This window comes from Synechococcus sp. KORDI-49 (genome assembly GCF_000737575.1).
In the GTDB taxonomy this organism is placed as follows: Bacteria; Cyanobacteriota; Cyanobacteriia; order PCC-6307; family Cyanobiaceae; genus Parasynechococcus.
The window spans coordinates 803,707-820,451 of sequence record NZ_CP006270.1 but is presented as its reverse complement, the minus strand read 5'-3'; the positions used below and the strand labels follow the sequence as shown (position 1 = coordinate 820,451).

General features: G+C 63.6%; 16 protein-coding genes and 1 pseudogene. 4 read left to right on the top strand and 13 right to left on the bottom strand.

Going from position 1 to position 16,745, the window contains the following annotated elements:
* Window positions 1–243: 243 nt before the first annotated feature.
* Window positions 244–534, top strand: coding sequence for a DUF3104 domain-containing protein (locus tag KR49_RS13220; RefSeq protein ID WP_071839655.1), 291 nt, complete (start codon window positions 244–246; stop codon window positions 532–534).
* A gap of 80 nt (window positions 535–614) precedes the next feature.
* Here the strand turns inward: KR49_RS13220 and KR49_RS04445 are convergent, their stop codons facing one another.
* The 7 genes from KR49_RS04445 to KR49_RS04415 form a co-directional block, all read right to left on the bottom strand.
* Window positions 615–878: a hypothetical protein gene (locus tag KR49_RS04445; RefSeq protein WP_043692091.1), complete on the bottom strand. Its 264-nt coding sequence runs from the start codon at window positions 876–878 to the stop codon at window positions 615–617.
* Between the two features lie 1,279 nt (window positions 879–2,157).
* Window positions 2,158–2,622, bottom strand: a complete 465-nt coding sequence (gene ruvC / locus KR49_RS04440) for a crossover junction endodeoxyribonuclease RuvC (protein WP_043692089.1) — start codon at window positions 2,620–2,622, stop codon at window positions 2,158–2,160.
* A gap of 15 nt (window positions 2,623–2,637) precedes the next feature.
* Window positions 2,638–3,726, bottom strand: a complete 1,089-nt coding sequence (gene bchI, locus KR49_RS04435) for a magnesium chelatase ATPase subunit I (protein WP_043692082.1) — start codon at window positions 3,724–3,726, stop codon at window positions 2,638–2,640.
* Window positions 3,727–3,730: 4 nt separating this feature from the next.
* Window positions 3,731–5,122, bottom strand: coding sequence for a DUF3370 domain-containing protein (locus KR49_RS04430; RefSeq protein WP_043692080.1), 1,392 nt, complete (start codon window positions 5,120–5,122; stop codon window positions 3,731–3,733).
* The gene (locus tag KR49_RS04425; protein WP_043692078.1) at window positions 5,119–6,285 is read right to left on the bottom strand and encodes a serine hydrolase; all 1,167 of its coding nucleotides are present in this window, start codon (window positions 6,283–6,285) and stop codon (window positions 5,119–5,121) included. Before KR49_RS04425 ends, KR49_RS04430 begins: the two co-directional genes overlap by 4 nt.
* Window positions 6,286–6,314: 29 nt before the next feature.
* Entirely contained in the window at window positions 6,315–7,058 is a 744-nt protein-coding gene (locus tag KR49_RS04420) for an RNA methyltransferase (RefSeq protein WP_043692076.1), read from the bottom strand.
* Window positions 7,055–7,453 (bottom strand): cytochrome c, encoded by a 399-nt coding sequence (locus tag KR49_RS04415; RefSeq protein WP_043692074.1) that lies wholly within the window; start codon window positions 7,451–7,453, stop codon window positions 7,055–7,057. Before KR49_RS04415 ends, KR49_RS04420 begins: the two co-directional genes overlap by 4 nt.
* A gap of 58 nt (window positions 7,454–7,511) precedes the next feature.
* Between KR49_RS04415 and petG the strand changes: the two genes are divergently transcribed.
* Window positions 7,512–7,625 carry a cytochrome b6-f complex subunit V gene (petG, locus tag KR49_RS14385; protein ID WP_071839763.1) on the top strand — a complete coding sequence of 38 codons (114 nt, stop codon included), beginning with the start codon at window positions 7,512–7,514 and terminating at the stop codon, window positions 7,623–7,625.
* Window positions 7,626–7,635: 10 nt separating this feature from the next.
* On the opposite strand, the pseudogene rsmD reads toward petG, so the two are convergent.
* The 5 genes and pseudogenes from rsmD to KR49_RS04390 all read right to left on the bottom strand — a co-directional run.
* Window positions 7,636–8,169: pseudogene (gene rsmD / locus KR49_RS04410) on the bottom strand (16S rRNA (guanine(966)-N(2))-methyltransferase RsmD); the annotation flags it as partial.
* Window positions 8,166–8,801, bottom strand: coding sequence for an imidazole glycerol phosphate synthase subunit HisH (hisH, locus tag KR49_RS04405; RefSeq protein WP_043692068.1), 636 nt, complete (start codon window positions 8,799–8,801; stop codon window positions 8,166–8,168). The gene hisH and the pseudogene rsmD, both read right to left, overlap by 4 nt.
* 24 nt (window positions 8,802–8,825) lie before the next feature.
* Window positions 8,826–9,149, bottom strand: a complete 324-nt coding sequence (gene trxA, locus KR49_RS04400; protein WP_043692066.1) for a thioredoxin — start codon at window positions 9,147–9,149, stop codon at window positions 8,826–8,828.
* Between the two features lie 220 nt (window positions 9,150–9,369).
* Window positions 9,370–10,533 carry a GuaB3 family IMP dehydrogenase-related protein gene (locus tag KR49_RS04395; RefSeq protein WP_043692057.1) on the bottom strand — a complete coding sequence of 388 codons (1,164 nt, stop codon included), beginning with the start codon at window positions 10,531–10,533 and terminating at the stop codon, window positions 9,370–9,372.
* 70 nt (window positions 10,534–10,603) lie between these two features.
* Window positions 10,604–11,143, bottom strand: a complete 540-nt coding sequence (locus tag KR49_RS04390; RefSeq protein ID WP_043692049.1) for a CAAD domain-containing protein — start codon at window positions 11,141–11,143, stop codon at window positions 10,604–10,606.
* A 93-nt stretch (window positions 11,144–11,236) separates the two neighbouring features.
* Between KR49_RS04390 and gyrA the strand changes: the two genes are divergently transcribed.
* Both gyrA and crtL read left to right on the top strand, forming a co-directional pair.
* Complete coding sequence (gyrA, locus tag KR49_RS04385) at window positions 11,237–13,831, top strand: DNA gyrase subunit A (RefSeq protein ID WP_043692040.1); 2,595 nt, start codon at window positions 11,237–11,239, stop codon at window positions 13,829–13,831.
* A 2-nt stretch (window positions 13,832–13,833) separates the two neighbouring features.
* The gene (crtL, locus tag KR49_RS04380; RefSeq protein ID WP_043692033.1) at window positions 13,834–15,090 is read left to right on the top strand and encodes a lycopene beta cyclase; all 1,257 of its coding nucleotides are present in this window, start codon (window positions 13,834–13,836) and stop codon (window positions 15,088–15,090) included.
* Here crtL and KR49_RS04375 read toward each other — a convergent pair.
* Window positions 15,057–16,625, bottom strand: a complete 1,569-nt coding sequence (locus KR49_RS04375) for a glycoside hydrolase family 57 protein (RefSeq protein ID WP_043696777.1) — start codon at window positions 16,623–16,625, stop codon at window positions 15,057–15,059. The genes crtL and KR49_RS04375 overlap by 34 nt on opposite strands.
* Window positions 16,626–16,745 lie beyond the last annotated feature (120 nt).

The following is a 16,745-nucleotide window of genomic DNA, read 5'->3' as shown; positions in this document are numbered from 1 at the left end:
CCAGATCTCATTCCTGGTCTAGTTCAACGCAGGCCCGTGTGTCAGCGGTCCAGCTGCCATGAACGCTGAACGCTGATTGCTGGACATGAAAAAAGGGCAAGCCCTCCCACTCGCCCAGTGCCTGGGCCCCCAACGACCCGACAGACTCATTGTGTATCCCGGCAAACTTTATGACCTGAGTAGGAGTGCTCATGGATTCTCCCTCTAAGCAGGCTTAGGACAGATGTATCAGGGAATGGTCAGATGTCTGTTGACTACAGCAAACCGCTCCAATCAACGCTTCGGCCTGCATTTCTGGATGTCAAGCCAGGTGATGTCGTCGTTGTCTGGGAGCACCCCGAGCTGGTCAACACCGATACCAACGGCTGGTACTTGGCAGAGGTGCTCTTCTGTGAAGGCAGTGCCCGTGATCCACGGTCTCCTTCGCTCTTCCAGGTTGCGGATGTGGATACAGGTGCTCTTCGTTGGTGCAATGCCGACTGCGTGCAAAGAGTGTTGATTTCTGTCACTCACCCTGTGACCGACTTCTGTTAGGTGTTGACAACTCAAGTTGATGTTTTGAGTCTTCGGGTGTTCATTGTTGTCCTTCTGGATGGACCATCGACCGATGGCTCTTAGTACCAGATCGCTCCGTAGGCGTTGGGGTATAACGTCCTTGACTTCTCGGCGATTTGGCGCATTTTTGTCAGGCAATCGCCTTTTCCATCAATCAGACCTTTGTCTTGTGCGTCGGATAGTGCGTAGTAAATCGACATTCCTTTTGCCATGTTCTGTTCAACGTCGTTGATCGCAGTCCACGCAAGGCAGCGTGAATGTGCGGATGTCGCGCCGAACCCGATCAATAGAAGAGTCGTGGCGACAGAGGCAAGCGCTTTCATCGCAGACGCATGACTTGGCGAATGTTAACAACTGACTGTTCTCGCGTCCAACGGAGGTCGCTTTCGCAAGATTGAGTTTTCATATCCAAATATCACCTTTGGTTTGGCTTTGTCTCGATGGCTGATGCGGTCTAGCCTAAGTGCGAATGAGGGCTCGGGTTATGAACGGCAGGCTCCTTGTCATTGGCATCGTCATTTTCTTCTTTCTGTTCTTTGTCTATGAATCCTGGTTGATGCGCGGGTTGCCGCACTGAATTTGGACGTTCTGCAGAGGCTTTGAAACGAAGAAGTGGTTCTTCAATCAATGCTGTACAGCTTTTTCAATCTCTTTCTGGCAGTCCTCTCTTGTTGCCATGTGGACCATCGTCGCCACTCAATTTCGTGGGCGGTCAGGCATTGATCCTGAAGTGAATCTGGATCATCAATGCTCTCAAGAGCCATTCGTATCGGGCAGCTTGGCGCTGAATTCACGAAAATTTTATTCCAGTTTAAGTGAGATTTTGGCTGCTGATTTTCCGGGTGTTTGTAAGGAATGAGACAGTTTGTCAAGGTTGAGCATATCTGCTTAGTTGTGCTGAGCAGGGCGGCGAGCCTGTGGCTTGTCGTGCGATGGAGATCATTTCAATCGGATCAAAAATCAAGTGTTCCAGAGCAATCTCTGCAACTGGAGGATTCAGGTGAAAAGGACTTGAACGTCAGTGGAGATCGGGGCATGTTTTTTGGTTCTTGACCCGTGGATGGGGGGTGGTCCAGGCAGCTTTTGCTTGAATAAGAACTGTTGATTGGCACTTCTCATCGCTGCTCCGGAGTCGCAATGTGAGCGCTAGCGATCAAGCGAAACATGGGGCCCTTCTCTGGACGACAACTCCGGATCACCACTGGAGTCGCGAATGGCTCCAGGCCTTCCACTTCGCGCGCCATCAGCCTTGACACCCGATTCATGGGCCAGTGGATGAAGGCGGCAAGGCAATGTGGAATCCCCATCGAAGCTGTCGGAGACACGCGGACCTCAGCCGCAACCAGCAGTCCCGGCACTCAGAAGCAAGAGGCCCCAGTGACGGCAAGCTCTCAAGCTGGTGGTCCAGTCAATAACGTGACTTCGATCGAAGCCGGCGCGGCGAAGAAAACGAGCCGTCGCAGAGGACGCCGCAAAGCGTCGTAATCAATCCCCTCGATTGCGCAGGCATCGGCAGAGCGATTGGGGCGTTTGGTTCATCATCAGGCGGATGAAATCAGTGTTTTTTCTGCGAGGAATCGATGCCTGGCGGGCAGGGCTTGTTTATCGCTGGAACCAGCCGGTGAGGGCCACCGCCAGAGCGTCGGCGGCATCATCGGGGCGTGGAGGATCCGAGAGATTCAGTTCCCGCATCACGGCTTCCAGCACCTCGTCCTTGTCGGCATGGCCGAATCCGGCGAGGGCAAGCTTGATCTGCATCGGCGGGAACTCCACCACCGGCACCTTGAACCGCGCCAGGGTCATCATCACCACACCGCGGGCCTGCACCACGCTGATGGTGTTGCTTGAGCGATAGAAAAAGAACTTCTCCACCGCAGCCAGTTGCGGTCGCCAGCGGCGGATCAGCTGGCGCAGATCCCCGGCGATCTCCACCATCCGTTCACCATCGGGTCGGCCTGGATCGGTACGGATGATCCCGCAGTCGAGCATCCGCTGCTGCCCGCCTGTGGTGTCGATCACCCCATAGCCCACCCGGGCCAGGCCCGGATCGATGCCGAGGATCCGCATGCAGTTCCTGGCGGATCAGGCCGCCAGGGCCAGTTCGAAGCCGGCGCGGTCGCTGCTCTCACTGCGCTCGAACACCTTGCAGAACACCTTCACCACCCGCTCGCCGGAATCCACCTGCTCCAGGGGGTCCTTGCGCAGGCGGTGGCGCAGACAGCAGGAGGCCACCCTCGCCACATCGTCTTCACTCACCTCGATGCGGCCTTCAAAAGCGGCGAGGGCGCGGGCTGCCCGGTTGGTGACGATGTCGCCGCGCAGGCCATCCACATCCAGTTCGCCGCAGACCGAAGAGATGCGCAGGCGCAGATCCTCATCGATCACCACCTGCTCCAGCCGTTGCTGAGCCTCCACCACCCTCTGCTGCAGGGCTTTCTGGTTCTCCTCCATCGCGGTGCTGAACCGGTCGGGATCACTGTCAAACGCGGTGCGCTGGTCCACAACCTGCACCCGCAGCTCCGGGTCCCGCACGGTGCGCACCTCGACGCTCATGCCGAAGCGATCCAGCAGCTGCGGACGCAGTTCCCCTTCTTCCGGGTTTCCGGAGCCGATCAGCACGAAGCGCGCAGGATGGCGGACGGAGACCCCTTCCCGTTCCACGGTGTTCCATCCGGAGGCGGCTGAATCCAGCAGCACATCAACCAGGTGGTCATCCAGCAGATTCACCTCATCCACATAGAGCAGCCCGCGGTTGGCCTTGGCCAGAAGGCCCGGTTCAAAGGCACGCACCCCTTCGCTGAGGGCTTTTTCGATGTCGATGGTTCCGCAGAGACGATCCTCCGTGGCGCCAAGAGGCAGATCCACCATCGGCACCTGGCGCGGTTCGGTGGTCAGCGCTTCACCCTGCTCCTGCCGCTGACGCACCTCGCTGCTCTGCAGGTCTGGATCCGTGGCCGAGCTGTTGTAAGGATCACCCGCCACCACGTCGATGTCCGGCAGCAGATCCGCCAGGGCACGGATGGTGGTGGATTTCCCTGTGCCCCGATCCCCCATGATCATCACGCCGCCGATGCGCGGATCGATCACATTGAGCAGAAGCGCCAGTTTCATCTCCTCCTGACCGATCACGGCGGTGAAGGGGAAGACCCTGCGCTTCCGGGGTGCACTCACAGACTCACGTGTCAGGTGTCCTGGATTGTTTCACAGGCCGGAGGGTGAGCACCTGCGGGGGTGTGGCATCGGCTGGATAAACCAGACGAACCCGCACGTTGCGCTGCTCACCGGGGGCAAGGGTCAGTTGCCCGAGGGCCGGTCCCTGCTGTCCCTGACGCAGCACCAGGTGAATGGTCTGGCGGCCGAGTGGACGTCCGTCGTGGTCATCCAGGCCGGCGACCTCGATCGGGCCGCGGTACATCACCGGACCGGTCATCGAGGTTCTGAACCTGAGGCTGTCGCTGGGCTGATCGGATTTGAGCGGCGATTCCAGAGCCAGTTCAACGCTGGCGGGATGGTCGCCATCGTTGCTGAGAGGAAGGCTGAGGTCATAGGTGACCCCATAGTTGCCATGGGCGGCCCAGGCGGTGTCCGGATGGAACGCCTGCAGCTCCGCGGTCTGCACCTGTCCGGTGCCGAGGGATCCCCGTTCCAGGCTGCTGATCGGCCACGACAGCGGTTGGGACGGAATGGCCAGATGAGCGCTGCCAGGATCGGTGATCCGTGTGCTCCAGCTGCTGCCGATCTGAACACCGCTGACGCGGGAATAGACCATCTTTCCCTTGGCGCCCCGCGGTGTTGGGCTGTGTTCCTTGGAGCTGAGTTCCCCGCTGTGGAGCATCTCCTGCCAGCGGCTGGTGGGAGGCGGGGTGTCGGCACTGCCGTAGGCCGCCAGGGTGGCGAGGGCCACGGGGGCGGAACTGCGCAGTCGCAGCTGCAGATTGCGTCCGTTGAGCAGGGGGTCGAGGCCGGCCACGGGGATCGGCAGCACCACAATCGGCGTCGCATCGCCCGGCTCCAGCGACCAACGCGTCGTGTGCAGTTCCGGAGCCCGACGCTTCGCCAGCAGATCACCGGCCACCCGGCTGCCGGGCCCGGCGGCAACGATCTCTGTCGTTTCGCGCATGAATGCCGGCAGGGGCAGGAAGGGGGCGGCGGTCTGGCCGGGGCGGGTGGCCTGCGACAGCGATGTGCTGCCCTCCAGCAGTTCCAGGGTCACGGGGGTGCCGTCCAGAGGGGCGACCATCACCGCCAGCCAGAGGGTCGAGTCGAGCGTGTCGTCGTTGCCGGCGTAGACGTGATGGCTGAAGAGATCGAAGCGACCGTTCAGCGGCACCGCCAACGCGTCGGCGCCTCCCTCCGGAAAGGTCGACAGCAGGATGCCCTCGTCCCGGATCAACTCGGGATTGTTGTCGTTCACCATCAGCACCTTGTCCAGCGCGCCGGGCAGCGGACGGATCTCCTGTTGGCGCGCGAAGGCGTCGGCCCGCACGGCCGGGCAGGCGGGTCCCGTGGCGATCGCGGCGGCCGGCAGGGCGATCAAGGCAGCGGTCAGCAGGGCTCTCAGGCTCATGGGGAAGGCTGGGCGGAGACGGCTCGCGGTGGGCTCGGCGCTGGCTTGAGATGGGGAGCCATCGCTGCAGCCATGGCTCGGATCAGGTTGGTGGAACGCGGATCGTTGAACGGTCCCTTCACGAGAAAGCCTGCCACGGCCCGACGTCCATCGGGCAGTTCGATCAGTCCTGCATCGGCGTAGGCGATGCCGATGTCGCCGGTTTTGTTGTAAACGCGGTAGCCCTTGCGGCTCAGTGCTGGATCAGGCCGACCCTGCTCTCCCCCAAGGCCCTGCATCAGTCCCTTGGGCAGAAGCGTGTTGGTGACCGATGTGCCCATCACATCGCGGAACAGATCCCGGGTCCGCAGGGAGAGCGTTCCTCCGGTATCGACAAGGGCGATGGCACGACTCAGGTCGCGGGCGCTCGTGGTGTTGGTGCCATCCAGATCCGGGAGCCAGTTGTTCACCTTGGTGGCGGTCAGCCCCAGGGCCTGGAAGCGGCTGTTGAGACGTTCCTTGCCGCCGGCTCTCTGAATCAGCAGATTGGTGGCGGTGTTGTCGCTGATGCGGATCATCTCGGTCGCCACCTCGTAGGTCGGGAACCGCGTTCCCAGAGGCTTGGAAGCCATCCAGCCGGCACCGCCTCCCACCACCGGCTTGGTGAGCGTCAAAGGTTCGTTCCAGCGCAGATCCCCACGGTCGATCTGCTCCAGGCTGACCAGCAGGATCGGCGTCTTGATGGAACTCGCGGCCGGCATCGCACGGTCCGCCTGCATCTGGGCGTAGCGACCGTCATCGAGAACCAGCAGAAAGGCACTGGCTTCGAGGTCGTCCTGGGCTGCGGCCAACTGTGTCCATCGCTGACTCAGGGCGGTGATCTCCTGGGTCGGAAGAAACTGTCCCGGCAGCAGAGCTGGCGTGATCGGCTGCTCCTGGGAGGGAGCGGACTCGCTGGTCGCCGTTGTGTTCGTGTCGTCCGGCTGATCGTCGCTGGTGAGGGCGATCAGGTCGCTCAGCCAGGGGAGTGCGGGCAGGGTCTGCTGACGCACCTGCGGAGCCAGCATCTTGAGGGCCGTGCCGCTGAGCACGCCGAGCCCGACGCCGAACAGGATCAGACGAAGCAGCAGCCAAAGCGGCTGCTGCCATCCAGGGTTGGAACGGGATGAACGTCGGCCCGTCACGCCTGTTGCTCGCGGATCATCGGCAGAGGTTAGGGGCGTCGGGTGGTGAGCGCCCAGCGAAGCTGACGCACCATTCCCCGGATCAGAGCCACTTCCCCGGCCTGGATCGAAGCCCGTTGCAGCAGATCGCGAACCTTGTTCATCCGTGCCGCGGCGGTGTGAGGCAGCAGAAAGCCCACGTCCAGCAGGAGGTCTGAAGCATCCTCCAGGCAGTGATCCAGCTGGCGCGGCGGGGCCGGGTCCGGCTCGTCATCGCCGTCATGCTCTGGCAGGGTCTGCAGTCGGGCCAGCTCGTGCAGCACCACGGCGACAGCATGCGAAAGGTTGAGCGAGGGATAACTGCAGGAGCTGTGCAGGGTCAGCACGCGCTGGCAGAGCCGCAGCTCATCGTTGCTGAGCCCCCGGTCCTCGCGGCCGAACACCACGGCGACGGGTTGATCGTCGCTCTGATCCTGCCTGCCGGTGAGAAGCCAGCCCAGCGCCTCTTCCGGAGCATGCAGGGGGATCGAGCCGTGATCCAGGCGTCCGCAGCTCGCCACCACGCGCCGGCAGTCGGCCACCGCCTCCAGCAGCGATGTGCAGCTCCGTGCTGTTCTCAGCAGCTTCAGACCATGGACGGCCATCCGGCAAGCCTCCGGATCCATTGGGTCGCAGACGGGGCTGACCAGACGCAGTTCCCGCACCTCGAAATTGGCGCACAGCCGCGCAACGCTGCCCACGTTGATCGGCCCGGCCGGCTCCACCAGGACGACCACCGTCTGCGGGCGCTTCAACTCAGCTGGTGCAGATGGGCCAGAAGATCAGCCATGGCCTTCGGCTCCATCTGGAAACTCGGCATCGGCGGGGTCTCACCGCTCACGATCTGATGAATCAGCTGCGCATCACCGACTCGCTCGGTGATGCCCTTGAGCGTGGGCCCAAGCAATCCCTGTCCGGCCAGACCGTGACAGCCGGCGCAGTTGATCCGGAACAGCTGCCCGCCATGGTCCGTGGAGCCCTGCAGATCCAGGGTGGCCCGGATATAGGGATCCTGGCGGGCATTCCCCAGAACCCAGAGCAGCAGCACGATGCAGGCGCTGGCGGCGAGCACCACCAGGGCGGTGATCAGTCCGCGGCCCCCCTCCTTGATGACGGCAGCCTCTTCCGCAGCAGTTGATGTCGACTCCATGCTCGGATGAACAGGTCATGGAAGAATTGTGTTCGATTCTCCCTGCCGACGCGTCGTCATGATCGAACCCCTTCTCTGCGGCATTGTTCTGGGACTGATTCCCGTCACGCTGCTGGGTCTGTTCGTGGCGGCATGGAACCAGTACCGCCGCGGTGGCGCTCTGGAGGGTTGAGCAGCAGCAGGCCGCTGATGCCGTAGCGGCGGCGGTCCTTGATGGTCCACCCTTGCGGCGGCTCGATGCTGGCATCTGCGGGGTGTTCGCAGATCACCAGGGCATCCGGGTTGAGCCAGGTTCCTTCGCTCAGAAGTGTGAGGGCAATGGTGAGGAGGCCCGAGGCATAGGGCGGATCGATGTAGACGAGGTCGAATCCCGGCGGCTTCCAGCCGCGACGCAGACAGCTGGCCAGGTCCTGACGGATCACCTCGAACCCGCAGTGTTGTGGCGCGGATTCAACCGCGATGCCCAGGTTCTCCGAGCAAACGGCCGCCGTCTTCGCGTCCCGTTCGACCGCCACAACGGCGGCGGCTCCATGCAGCAGCGCCTCGCAGCCCATGATTCCGCTGCCACTGCAGAGGTCGAGCCAGCGACAGCCCTCAAGACGGCTGCCGAGCATGTTCATCACGGCTTCTCTCACCCGGGCGGTGGTGGGGCGCGTGCCTCGGCCCGGAGGACTCTTGAGTCTGCGTCCCCCGCTGAGGCGCAGTTGGCCGCTCATGGCACCAGGGGGGCCCCGGCGCTGAGCCATTCGATCCATCGACGCAGCAGCCCGGTCCCTGCGTCGGACGATTTCTCCGGATGGAACTGACAGGCCCCGGTCCTGCCCTCCCAGACGATCGCCGTCACATCGGTGGCACCGAAGGGTGCCGTCGCGGCGGTTGTTTTCGGATCGGACGGAACGGCGGCGAAGGAGTGCACGAAATACACCCAGGGCGCCGGTTCCTCGGGAGGCAGCAGCGGACAACTCTGTCGCCAGGAGAGTGGAGCCCAGCCCATGTGGGGGATCCGCTCCCCCTGCTGAACCGGAAGTCGTTCAATCCGACCCTCCAGCAGTCCGAGCCCGTCGCGTTCCCCTTCGGCGCTGGAGTCGAACAGCAATTGAAGCCCGAGACAGATCCCGAGGATCGGACGCTGCTCCTCACCCCAGCGCTTCAGGTGGGGAACCAGCCCGGTGGCCTCCAGGTTCTCCATGGCGGGGTCGAAGGCGCCGACCCCCGGGAGGATGAGCGCATCGCAGCCCTGGAGCTGGTGGGGAGCTGAAACAGGGCGCAGGCTTTGACCAAGTCGTTCAAGGGCTTTCCGCACGGAGTGCAGATTGCCCATGCCGTAATCGATCAGTCCCAGTTCCAAATCAAAGAGGGAACGCGTCCCCGATCAGAGGTACTTGGAGATGGTGCCGGAGAGGGTTGCCTTGGGAACAGCACCAACGACGGTGTCAACCTTCTGCCCACCCTTGAACACCATCAACGTGGGGATGCTGCGGATGCCGTACTGACTGGCGACGTTGGGGTTCTCGTCGGTGTTCAGCTTGAAAACCTTGATCTGACCTTCGAATTCCTTGGCGATCTCGTCAACGATCGGAGCGACCATGCGGCAGGGTCCGCACCATGGGGCCCAGAAATCAACAAGAACCGGCACATCACTCTGGAGAACGTCCTGCTCGAAGGAAGCGTCAGTGACCGGAGCGGCGCTGGACATAAACCCGGAGTGGATTGCGAGGAATGTAGCAACGAAATCCAGGCCTTTCAGAGATCCGGTGGACGCCCTTGGAATCAGCGATGGCTCCGCAAAAAGAGAGAAAGCCCGAGCTCGTCGGGCCGGGGGGTGTGAGGAGTGTGTGGACCTAGGCCCGCACACAACCCGACCCTAACTCCGGGATCCGGTTGCGTCTCCGCTCCCGGGTCGGAGTTGTTGCGGATTACTTGCCCATCCCCAGATGTTGTGCTTTCTGATACACCTTTCCTTCCGTCAGCAGGGATGGAGCCACCACCACCTCCACCTCCTGCATGTCCCGGAGCGTCTTGGCTCCCAGGGTCCCCATCGAGGTCTTCAGAGCACCGAGCAGGTTGTGGGTGCCGTCGTCGAGCAGTGCGGGTCCGCGCAGGATTCGCTCGATGCTTCCGGTGCTGCCGACGTTGATGCGCGTTCCGCGGGGCAGAACAGGGCTCGGGGTCGCCATGCCCCAGTGGAACCCACGACCCGGCGCCTCGTCAGCACGGGCGATCGGGGAGCCGATCATCACCGCATCGGCTCCGCAGGCGATGCACTTGCAGATGTCTCCGCCGGTGACGATGCCACCATCCGCCACGATCGGCACGTGGCGGCCGCTCTCCTGTTCGTAGTCGCGGCGGGCGGCTGCACAGTCGGCCACCGCCGTGGCCTGGGGAATGCCGACTCCCAGAACCCCACGGGATGTGCAGGCGGCCCCCGGACCGATTCCCACCAGAACGCCGGCGGCACCGGCCCGCATCAGCTGCAGGGCGACTTCGTAGGTGACGCAGTTGCCGATCACAACGGGAACACCCATGTCGCGGCAAAGGGCTTCCAGGTCAAGGCTGGCCCGTCCCTCAGGTCCGATGTGCTCCGTCGACACCACGGTCGCCTGAACAAAGAACAGATCAGCACCGGCTTCCGCGATCGCTGACCCGAAGCGCATCGCGGCCACAGGGGTGCCGCTGACCGCGGCGATGCCCCCCCTCTCCTTGATCTCCCTGATGCGCTGCCGGATCAGGTCTTCCTGTACAGGAGCGCTGTAAAGCTCCTGCATGAGCGGCACAAAGGCGTCCTTCCCGACCGCTGCAATCCGATCCAGGATCGGGTTGGGGTCTTCATAACGGGTCTGCACGCCCTCGAGGTTCAGAACCCCCAGCGCTCCCAGTTCCGACAACCTCGCAGCCATGGCGACATCGACAACACCGTCCATGGCGCTGGCGATGATCGGAATCTCCCGCTCGATCCCCCCGAGGCTCCAACGGGTGTCCGTGACGTCGGGATCGACGGTCCTTCCCCCTGGCACCAGGGCGATTTCATCAATTCCGTAGGCCCGGCGAACGGTCTTGAAGCGTCCGAGCTGAATGTCCACCGCGCGGTCTGGTCGAGTCGGTTCAAGCTACCAACCGGGATTGACCGCAGTGCCGCTCGGCAGGGGGGACTCAGCGTCCGATCACCTTGTCCCAGCGGGCCCGAAGCGAGCTGATCACCTCGGCGCGATCACTTCTGCGGATCAGGTTGGTCAGGCTGAACCGCACCAGCCAGATCAGGCCGATCAGCTCCAGCAGTCCTGAACCGACGGGCACGCTGTTGATCGTGCGGATGAGACCGCTGTAGATCTGCACGCCCACCACCAGAAGGATCAGGGCGGTGATCAGGCGGATCGGCAGTCGCAGCTGGATCCAGAGGACCTTGAGCTGATCTCCGTCGATCAGGCCCCGCAGCTTCTCCAGCAGCAGGTTCCATTCGCCGCCCTCGCTTTCTGCGTTCTCCTGAGCGGGGATCGTCACGCTGGCCGTGATGGTCGGGTCTGCGGAAGGCGCTGGTGTTGGAGCCGGTGTCGGCTCCGGGGTCACGGCAGGGGTTGGGGCCGGCGTTGGAGCGGGTGTCGGCTCCGGCGTCACAGTGGGAGTGGGGGCCGGTGTGGGTGTCGGACCGCCGCTCGCCGCAGCGTCGGAGAGGGGTTCGTCAGTCGGTCCCATGACACCGGCGAATCTGGAAACGGCAGCCTATCTGAGGTTTTTGGGATGTTCCGCAGGCCGAGATAAACTGAAGCGAGGCAGACAAACCCTTGTATGGCGGTTTCAGTGGGGCCCGGAGGCGGCGGTCCCGGCGATTCCGACGATCGAATCATCCAGACGGATCTGCGCAACGAGATGTCGCGTTCCTATCTGGAATACGCGATGAGCGTGATCGTGGGTCGGGCGCTGCCCGATGCCCGCGATGGGTTGAAGCCTGTGCATCGACGCATCCTCTATGCGATGTACGAGCTGGGGCTGACGAGCGATCGGCCCTACCGCAAGTGCGCCCGTGTGGTGGGTGAGGTGCTGGGTAAATACCACCCCCATGGCGACACGGCGGTCTACGACGCTCTGGTCCGCATGGCCCAGGACTTCTCGATGTCGATGCCTCTGATCGACGGGCATGGCAATTTCGGTTCGGTGGACAACGATCCCCCCGCTGCAATGCGGTACACGGAATCGCGCCTGCAGTCGCTCACCACGGACAGCCTGCTGGAGGACATCGAGGCCGAGACCGTTGACTTCGCGGACAACTTCGATGGCTCTCAGCAGGAGCCGACGGTGCTGCCGGCGCGGATTCCCCAGCTGCTTCTCAACGGTTCCGCGGGCATCGCGGTGGGAATGGCCACCAACATCCCGCCGCACAATCTCAATGAACTGATCGCCGGCCTGCTGGCGCTGATCGAGAACCCTGAGATCACGGATCAGGAACTGATCCAGCTGATTCCTGGACCTGACTTCCCCACCGGCGGTCAGATCCTCGGCCGCGAGGGGATCCGGGAGACCTATCTGAGCGGTCGCGGTTCCGTCACCATGCGCGGTGTCGCCGGCATCGAGACAATCGAGGCCCCCGGACGTCCGGATCGGGATGCGGTGATCATCACCGAGTTGCCCTACCAGACCAACAAGGCGGCGCTGATCGAGCGCATCGCTGACCTGGTCAACGACAAGAAGCTGGAGGGCATCTCCGACATCCGTGATGAGAGCGATCGCGATGGCATGCGCATCGTTGTGGAACTGCGCCGCGACGCCTATCCCCAGGTGGTGCTGAACAATCTGTTCAAGCTGACGCCGCTGCAGAGCAACTTCAGTGCTCACATGCTGGCGCTGGTGAACGGTGAGCCGATCCTGCTCACGCTCCGCAAGATGCTTGAGGTGTTTCTCGACTTCCGGGTCGAGACGATTGAACGCCGCACCCGCTACCTGCTTCGCAAGGCCGAGGAACGGGATCACATCCTGCTGGGTCTGCTGCTGGCCCTCGATCAGCTGGATCCGATCATCGCGTTGATCAGGGCGGCATCCGACACAGCCACGGCCCGCCAGCAGCTGCAGGATCGCCACGGCCTCACTGAGATCCAGGCGGACGCCATCCTGCAGATGCAGCTGCGCAGGCTCACGGCGCTGGAGGCCGACAAGATCCGTCTGGAGCACGAGGACCTTGTCACCAAGATCGCGGATTACAAGGACATCCTCGGGCGCCGGGAACGGGTGTTCGGTCTGATCCAGGCCGAACTGGGACAACTGCGCGATCGCTACGAGACGCCGCGGCGCACCGAAATCCTCGATCTCGGTGGCGGGCTTGAGGACATCGATCTGATCGCCAACGAGCGCTCCGTCGTGCTGCTCACGGAGACCGGCTACCTCAAGCGGATGCCGGTGAGTGAGTTCGAGGCCACCAGCCGCGGCACACGAGGCAAGGCCGGAACCCGCAGCCAGGGGGAGGAAGCGGTGAAGCTGTTCATCGGCTGCAACGACCACGACACCCTGCTGCTGTTCAGTGATCGGGGGGTCTCCTATGCCCTGCCCGCTTATCGGGTTCCCCAGTGCAGCCGCACGGCCAAGGGCACGCCGGTGGTGCAGCTGCTGCCCATTCCCAGAGAGGAGGAGATCACCTCTCTGCTGGCCGTCTCGGAGTTCAACGACGACACCGATCTGCTGATGCTCACCCGTGGCGGTTTCATCAAGCGGACCCGTCTTTCGGCTTTCAGCAACATCCGCTCCAACGGTCTGATCGCCATCGGGCTCGAGGACGGCGACGCGCTCTCCTGGGTCCGTCTGGCCATCCAGGGAGACAGTGTGCTGATCGCTTCAAGAACGGGGATGACCATTCATTTCCGCCTCAGCGATGACGAACTGCGGCCTCTCGGCCGCAGCGCCCGCGGCGTCCGCGCCATGAACCTCCGCAAGGGGGACAGCCTGGTGAGCATGGATGTGCTGCCGGCTGAGCTGGCGGATCAGGTGGCCGCCAGTGATGCTGACGATGACGAGGGTGGCGATTCCGCTGCCGTCGAGGGGCCTTGGGTGCTGGTGGCCTCCGCCTCAGGACTCGGCAAACGGGTGCCGGTGACCCAGTTCCGCCTGCAGAAGCGGGCTGGGATGGGGCTGCGGGCGATCAAGTTCCGCACCGACGTTGATGCGCTCGTGGGTCTGCGGGTGCTTGGCGCCGGAGAAGAGCTGCTGCTGGTGAGCGAGAAAGGCGTGATCGTGCGCACCAGTGCGGATGCGATTCCCCAGCAGTCGCGTGCTGCCACAGGCGTGAGGCTGCAACGCCTGGATAAGGGTGATCGCCTCTCGGAGGTTGTGCTGGTTCCCCCGGAAGCCGAGCAGGAGGACGACCAGGACGAGGACGCCACCGCAGCGGACGACTGACGTTGACGCACGATCCGGATGTGCTGGTGCTGGGTGGTGGTCCGGCCGCCCTCTGCATCGTGTCGGAGCTGGTCCGGCATGGCGTCTGCGTGGAGGGCATCGCACCGGAATCGGTGCATGCTCCCTGGCCGAACACCTACGGCATCTGGGCGTCGGAACTGGAATGCCTCGGTCTGCAGCATCTGCTGGCCCATCGCTGGAGCGACACGGTCAGTTACTTCGGAGAAGGAGGGGGAACGGATCGCGATCGGCCCACCCTCCACGGCATCGACTACGGCCTCTTCGACAGGGCTGCGCTGCAACGGCACTGGCTGGAGAACGCTGCGGGTGTGAGCTGGCATCAGGACGCGGCTGAGCGGGTGGATCCCGGCCTCGACCACACCACCGTTCACTGCCGCTCAGGTCTGCAGCGCCAGGCACGGCTGGTGATCGATGCCTCCGGTTCCCGCACCCCTCACATCAGGCGTCCCGACCATGGCCCAGTGGCGGGCCAGGCGGCCTACGGCGTGGTGGGGCGCTTCTCCTCCGATCCGATCGCGCCTGGGCGGTTTGTGCTGATGGACTTTCGCTCTGATCACCTCACAGATCTCCAGAGAACGGAACCGCCCACGTTTCTGTACGCCATGGATCTGGGTGATGGGGTCTTCTTCGTGGAGGAGACCTCCCTCGCCCTGGCGCCAGCCGTTCCTGATGCGGTGCTACAGCAAAGGCTTCAGCAGCGTCTGGATCGGCGTGGGGTTCGGATCACGGAGGTGATCCACGAGGAGTTCTGCCTGTTTCCGATGAACCTGCCGCTGCCGGATCGAACGCAACCGGTGCTGGCTTTCGGTGGGGCCGCGAGCATGGTGCACCCGGCCTCGGGGTACATGGTGGGTGCGCTGCTGCGTCGCGGTCCGGATCTGGCTCGGGCGATCGCTGAGGCACTGTCGGAGCGGCCCGGTCTGGGATCAGCCGCTCTGGCGCGTCGGGGCTGGCAGGCCCTCTGGCCCACGGAGCTGGTGTTGCGTCATCAGCTCTATCAATTCGGGCTGGAGCGTCTGATGGGGTTCCAGGACAGCTTGCTGCGCCGCCATTTCGAGACCTTCTTCTCCCTGCCTCAGGAGGAGTGGAGCGGCTTTCTCACCAACACACTGCCTCTGCCCAGGCTGATGGCGGTGATGCTGCGACTGTTCGCCAAATCGCCCTGGGAGCTGCGCAGGGGGCTGGTTCTTGGCGCTCCCGCGGATCAGGCTCCGGTCTTCGCCCAGTCCAGCGGCTGAATCAGGGGGAACAGGCGGTCATCCCGTCTGACGTTGTCCAGCCACTCCGCAGGCACATCCTGGCGCTCATCGATGGCGGTGATCAGGCGCCAGAAGCGCTCGAGATGGCGTTCGATCCGCTCGCGGGCCAGTCCGGTGGTGGTGCCGGCCCTGAGGATGAAACTCCAGTCGGAGGATTGAGACAGCAGCAGCTCCCGGGCCGCCTGCCGCAGTAGCTCCAGGTCGCTCTCGCGGGCGACACCCTGGCTGCAGCGCCGCACCATGGCCTCACCCGCCCGCTCCCATTGCGGCACCACCCAGGCGTTGGTGTCGTTCAGCCAGTAGTTGTGGTAGCCGCCCTGTCCCCAGCTGGAGGGACATGGGTCGCAGAGCTGCAGCTGGCCGGCGCTGGTCAGCACATCCCGCAACCGTGTGAAGCCCACCCCCTGGTCGGGCCCCTGACGGAACAGTTCTTTCAGGAAGGCCGGTCCTTCGAACCACCAGTGTCCGAACAGTTCGGCGTCGAAGGGGGCGACCAGAAGCGGTGGCACCGCCATCGATCCCCCCAGCTGCCTGAGCTGGCGTTGACGTCCCTGCAGGTAGTGACGTGCGTGATCCCGGACCCGTCCGGCGGCGATGTCCGGTTGATAGGGCTGTTTCGCCTCCAACGGTGCACTGTGATCGGTCACGCGATGCAGCTTCAGGCTGAGCGGCCGCGGCTGGGAGAGTCCCAGTGGAGCCAGCTTCTCGAGGGGTAGATCCCAGCCCAGATCGCGATGGAATTCCCGGTAGTGCGGGTCGCCGGGATACCCATCCTTGGCGGACCAGACCGGCAGGGTCGCTTCGCTGTCGCGCCCGAAGAAAGCGACGCCGTTACGGCTGCAGATCGGTGCGTAGACCCCGTAGCGCGGGCGCGGTCGGCCATGCAGCAGCCCGTGGGCGTCGAGCACCGCATAGCGAAGCCCGGCGTCGCGCATCCAGTGATCAAGGCCTTCGTAGTAGGCGCATTCGGGCAACCAGATGCCGAGAGGACGTTCGCCGATCAGGCGGTGGTGTTCACGCACCGCGGTGCGCAGCTGCCCTCGGACGGCTTCCGGATGCTGTCGCAGCAGCGGCAGATAGCCGTGGGTGGCTCCGCAGGTGAGCAGATCCACGACATCCCGTCGCTGCAGAGCCGCGAAGCGGCCGATCAGATCACCACCGCAGGCTTCCCAGGACCCCTGGTGCCGTTCGATGGTGGCAGCGAGGTGGTCGGCGGCGCTGCGCAGCTCCGGCGCGACCTCCACAAGCAGGTCAAGACGCTGATCCAGCCAGCCGGGGAACCGCTGCCTGAGATCGGGGTCATCCAGCAGAGAGAGCAGGGTCGGTGACAGCCCGATGGTCACCTTCGGCTGACAGGCCGGATCCGCATCCGCCTGTTCCAGGGTCTCCAGCAGCGGGAGATAGCACTCGATCAGCGCCTGGAAGAACCAGTCCTCCTCAAGCGATCCAGGTTCCGCTGAGCGGACGTAGGGAAGGTGGGCGTGAAGAACCAGGGCGATTGCGCCTTCGGTCACGGAACCACCCAATAGGTGGCTGAATTTAGACCGTATTTCTGCTGACAGAAGGCCGATCCGGAGACTCGCCTAGGATTAATCAACTCATAGTCAGTCCGACTAACGCCCGCCGCTGCAGTG